Annotated in this window: 4 protein-coding genes and 1 pseudogene; 3 read left to right on the top strand and 2 right to left on the bottom strand. The window is 60.8% G+C overall.

Features of this window, described 5'->3' with window-relative positions; genetic code table 11:
- A pseudogene (locus tag JNL55_RS20500) lies at positions 1-248 on the top strand (hypothetical protein); the annotation flags it as partial.
- A 4-nt stretch (positions 249-252) separates the two neighbouring features.
- Here JNL55_RS20500 and JNL55_RS20505 read toward each other — a convergent pair.
- A complete protein-coding gene (locus tag JNL55_RS20505) occupies positions 253-1,902 on the bottom strand; it encodes a flavin-containing monooxygenase (protein WP_293858077.1) in 1,650 nt (549 codons plus the stop codon).
- A gap of 155 nt (positions 1,903-2,057) precedes the next feature.
- Between JNL55_RS20505 and JNL55_RS20510 the strand changes: the two genes are divergently transcribed.
- Positions 2,058-3,335, top strand: coding sequence for a cytochrome P450 (locus tag JNL55_RS20510; RefSeq protein WP_293858079.1), 1,278 nt, complete (start codon positions 2,058-2,060; stop codon positions 3,333-3,335).
- Positions 3,332-4,612 carry an aromatic ring-hydroxylating dioxygenase subunit alpha gene (locus tag JNL55_RS20515; RefSeq protein ID WP_293858081.1) on the top strand — a complete coding sequence of 427 codons (1,281 nt, stop codon included), beginning with the start codon at positions 3,332-3,334 and terminating at the stop codon, positions 4,610-4,612. The genes JNL55_RS20510 and JNL55_RS20515 overlap by 4 nt, the downstream gene beginning before the upstream one ends.
- On the opposite strand, the gene JNL55_RS20520 is transcribed toward JNL55_RS20515, so the two are convergent.
- Positions 4,609-4,998, bottom strand: a 390-nt coding sequence (locus tag JNL55_RS20520) for an amidohydrolase family protein (protein ID WP_293858083.1), incomplete at its 5' end; no start/stop codon positions are given. The genes JNL55_RS20515 and JNL55_RS20520 overlap by 4 nt on opposite strands.

A 4,998-nucleotide genomic window follows, 5' to 3' on the forward strand; every position in this document is an offset into this window, starting at 1 on the left:
TCAGCGATGCCATCGCACAGCGAACGTTCGCCGCTGCTGAGTTTGCGACTCAGTGTCCGGGTGGCCAGGCGCTCGATCTTGCCAATGCAGTGTTGGTTGCGAACTGCAAGGCCGCGTCCTTTCACGGCTTGCAGATCGCGCTGGCGGTGATGCTTGGATTCTATCTGCTGGCGTCGCTGGTTTACTTGCTCGCGGTTCGGCACACCGCGCCTCGGCCAGCGCTGACGCCGGCCACTGCTGCGACCTGATCGATCAAGCTGGTGTCGACGCGCGCCCGAGCACGAAGCCGCGATAATTCTCGGCAGCAATCTTGTCGCAGGTATCGCGATAAGGCCCAGTGCCGCCCGCGTACGGCATGAACACGCGCGGCTTGCCAGGAATGTTCGCGCCGAGATACCAGGAGTTCGGCAGCCTGAACAACGTGGCGTTGGCGATGTCGTTCACGTGCTGAACCCACTCATCTTCGGCAGCCACCGTCGGCTGAATCTGCTCGATGCCGTTCGCGCGCATGTGTTTGACCAAATCCACCAACCAATCCACGTGCTGCTCAATCGAGATCACCACGTTACTGAGCACCGACGGACTGCCCGGCCCGGTGATCATGAACAAATTCGGGAAACCAGCACTCTGTAGGCCGAGATAGGTTCTTGGCCCGGCAACCCACCTGTCACGCAGCTTCAGCCCTTGCTCACCGACGATGTCGATGCTCGACAACGCGCCGGTCATGGCGTCGAAACCTGTAGCGAAAACGATTGCGTCGGCGTGGATTTCTTCGCCCGACTGCAGTTTGACGCCGGTGGAAGTGATGCACTCGATAGCGTTCGCGCGAAGATCGACGAGAGTGACGTTGTCGCGATTGAAAGTCGCGTAGTAGTCAGTATCGACACAGATGCGCTTGGCACCTAAGGGATAATCCGTCGGCGTCAGTTTGCGCGCCGTCTCGGGATCCTTGACGATCTCGCTGATCTTGCCTCGTACAAAGTCCGCAACGGTGCGATTGGCGTTCTCATCGACCATCAAATCGGCGAACGTGCCGACGATGTAGGCACCGCCATGATTCCAACGAGCCTCATAGGCTTGCTGACGCTGCTCATCGGGCAGGCTCAATGCCGCAACTTGCGCCGACATGCGCGGACTATCAGCAGGATCAGGCGCAACGTCACCGCTGCCAATGATTTCCTGCCGGCGCGCAAGGTGGCGGATCTCGTCGTAGTTGTCGTTGAAACGCGCGATGTAATCGTCCGACAGCGGCTGGTTGCGTGCCGGCACGCTGAAACTCGGCGTGCGCTGGAGCACAGTGACCTGCGCCGCTTGCTGAGCAATCAACGGAATGGCTTGAATCCCGGAGGAACCGGTACCGATGGCGGCTACCCGCTGGCCGGTGAAATCCACGCCTTGGTGCGGCCAATTGCCGGTGTGATAGTGCTCGCCTTGGAAATTTTCGAGCCCAGGAATGTTCGGGATGCGACCTATGGAGAGGCAGCCCGTCGCCATGAAACAGAACCGCGCACTGACTCGTGCCCCCTGCTCCGTCGTCAGTTGCCATTGCGATTGCGCCTCATCGAACACCGCCGCTTTGACCCGCGTATTGAATTGGAAATGCTGACGCAGATCGAAACGGTCAGCGACATGCTGCAGGTACTTGAGAATTTCGGGCTGAGTCGCGAACCGCTCGCTCCAGCGCCACTCCTGGCGCAGCTCTTTGGAGAAGGAGTAGGAGTACACCAGGCTCTCGGCGTCGCATCGCGCGCCGGGGTAGCGATTCCAATACCAGGTGCCCCCGACGTCGGCTCCGGCCTCGAAGCCCAGCACCGACAGGCCCAGCTGCCGTAGTCGATACACCATGTACAAACCGGAGAATCCGGCCCCGACCACCAGCGCGTCGTAGTGCTCACGTTGCAATGTCGTTCTCCCCCGCCGCCAGGTCTGGTGGCAGGGGAAAGCTTAGCGCCCGCCGCGCGACGCGCTATAGGGTTTCATTATGGAGCCGTCGCGAAACCCTATTTCCGTTGCGGGCCGGACAATGGCAGCGTGCACACATCCGTAACGGGGGTTGAATGCAAAACGGAAGTGTCGTCAGCGCTGGCCACCGCATCGACGAAGCCATCGTCGATGTCGAGGTGTATGCCGACAAGGCTCGTTATCATCAGTTGTTCGCCCAGTTGCGCCAGGACGATCCGGTGCGCTGGACCGAGCCCAGCCAATATCGGCCGTTCTGGGCCGTCACCAAGCACGCCGACATCGCTGAGGTGCAGAAACAGCCGGCGATCTTCTTGAACGGCCCGCGCACCTCGCTGAACACCATCGAGGCCGAAGAGAAAATCTTCGCCGCCACGGGCCGGCGTCAAGCGCAGCGCTCCATCATCTCCACCGACGGCGCCGAACACGCCGGCCTGCGGCAGATCACACAAAGCTGGTTCCTGCCGAACAGCGTGCGCAAGCTCGAAGAGGACATCGGCAAGCTGGCGCGCGAACTCATCGACGAAATGGCCGAGCGCGGCGACACCTGCGACTTCGTGGACGACATCGCGGCCTACTTTCCGTTGCGCGTGATTCTGTTGATCCTGGGGCTGGGTGGCGACAAAGCCGCCGAGGCCACCATCCTGCGCCTGTCCAAGGAAATGAACGGCTCGCTGGACAAGGAACATCAGCGCAGCAAGTCGCAAGGCGAACACATGCTGCAAGTGGTGCAGGAGATTTTCGAGTTCTTCAAACCGGTGGTCGCGAACCGCCGCGAACATCCGCAGAACGATCTCGCGTCCATCATCGCCAATGGAAAAATCGGCGACCAACCGCTTCCGGATCTGACGGTGTTTAGTTACTACTTGACCGTGGCCGTCGCCGGTCACGATACCACCAGCGCCTCCATGGCCGGCGGCTTGCTCGCTCTTCTGGAGAACCCCGAGCAGCTCGCCAAGCTGCGCGAGAACCCAAACCTGATGCAGCCCACAGTCACCGAGATGGTGCGCTGGACCCATCCGGTGAAACATTTTTTTCGCACGGCCGCTCAGGACTATGAGCTGCGCGGTCGAAAGATCCGCGAAGGCGACTCGTTGCTGATGTGTTATCCGTCGGCCTGTCGCGACGAGGAAGTGTTCGCCGATCCATTCGCATTCCGCGTCGACCGCAATCCGAACGCGCATGTGGGCTTCGGTATCGGCCCGCACGTTTGCCTCGGCCAGTACCTCGCCAAAGTCGAGATGTCGGCGTTCTTCAAAGAATTCCTGGCGCGCGTGTCGCACGTAGAACTGGCCGGCGAGCCGGTGGAAAGCCAGACGTTGTTCATGGGTGGCCTGAAGCGCCTGCCCATTCGTTATTCGATGAGGCAGTCTTGATCAGCAAAGAAACCAACGAGCTGCTGACCCGCGTCGGTCCGGGCACGCCCATGGGCGCGGTCCTGCGCCGCTACTGGCATCCCATCGCCGCGGTTCAAGAACTCAACGAGAAAGCCACCAAGGCGGTGCGCCTGCTGGGCGAAGACCTGGTGTTGTACAAGGATCTGAGCGGCAACTACGGGTTGTTACATCGACACTGCCCGCATCGGCGCGCCGACCTGTCGCAAGGCTTCGTCGAAGAACGCGGCTTGCGTTGTAACTACCACGGTTGGTTGTTCGACGAGACCGGCAAGTGCCTGGCGCAACCGTTCGAGGACACCGCCAATCCCGCCGGCCGCTATCGCGAAAAGATCTGCCAACCGGCGTACAAGGTCGAAGCCAAGGCCGGCATGCTGTGGGCGTACATGGGCCCCGCGCCTGCGCCGCTCGTGCCGTCATGGGAACCGTTCACTTGGGCGAATGGCTTCGCGCAGGTGGTGTTCGCCAACATTCCTTGCAACTGGCTGCAGTGTCAGGAGAACTCCATCGATCCGGTGCATTTCGAATGGATGCACGCCAATTGGAAGATCCGGCTGGAAGGCAAGAGCGGTTATTCGCCGACCCACAAGCGCCTCGGCTTCGACGAGTTCGACTACGGCTTCGTGTATCGACGCATTCGCGAAGACACCGACGAGAACGATCCGTTGTGGACGGAAGGCCGTGTGTGTTTGTGGCCCAACGCCTTCTTCCTCGGTTCGCACATCGAGTGGCGCGTGCCGGTGGATGATGAGAACACCCTGAGCGTGACCTGGGCATTTCGGCGCGTACCGAAAGAACGCGAGCCTTACGTGCAGGAGCGTGTGCCCTACTGGTACGGCCCCATCAAGGATAGCAAGGGCGAATGGATCACCAGCCATGTGATGAACCAGGACTTCGTCGCCTGGGTGGGCCAAGGCCCGATCACCGACCGCACGAAAGAGAACCTCGGTCGCAGCGACATCGGCATCGCACGTATTCGTAAGCGGCTGCTCGCCGATGTCGATGCCGTGGCTGCAGGGAATGAGCCCAAAGGGTTGATTCGCGATCCCGCGTTGAATGAATGCGTGCGCCTGCCCTTGGTCGGCCGCAATGAACTGATGTCCGGCTACACCATGAACGAGCTGCTCGCCAACACTTCATTGAATCGCGTGCATACTCGCTATCACTTGCAGTACGGTCAGCCTGAATCGGTGGCGCGTGAGTACGAAGAAGCCATGGGCTTCACGTTTCATCGCGGCGGATTTGTCGAGCGGCGCTAGCTTCCTAGCGCCAGGTCTTTATCCACACGTCGGAGCACTCGTCCGGGCAGCTCGGACGTGGGCTTCGACTGATCGACGACAAAAACTCCATTGACGAGCACGTACTCGACACCGGTGCTCAGCGCCGCCGGATCGAGAATGGTGGCGCGATCCTGAAGCTTGTCCAGATCGAACGCGGCGATATCCGCGAAGGCGCCTACCTGCAACTTGCCGCGATCCTGTAGCCCAATAATCTGCGCCGGCAAACTCGTCGCCGCGCGGATGGCGAATGGCAGTGTGATGACGCCGCGTTCCTTCACGTAGTGAGATAGCTTGCGCACAAACGCACCCGAAGCCCTGGGATTCTTGCCGACGGCTACCGCGCCCGGCCGAAGAATCTCGGCGTC

It is taken from the genome of Steroidobacter sp. (genome assembly GCF_016790065.1).
Classification (GTDB): domain Bacteria; phylum Pseudomonadota; class Gammaproteobacteria; order Steroidobacterales; family Steroidobacteraceae; genus Steroidobacter.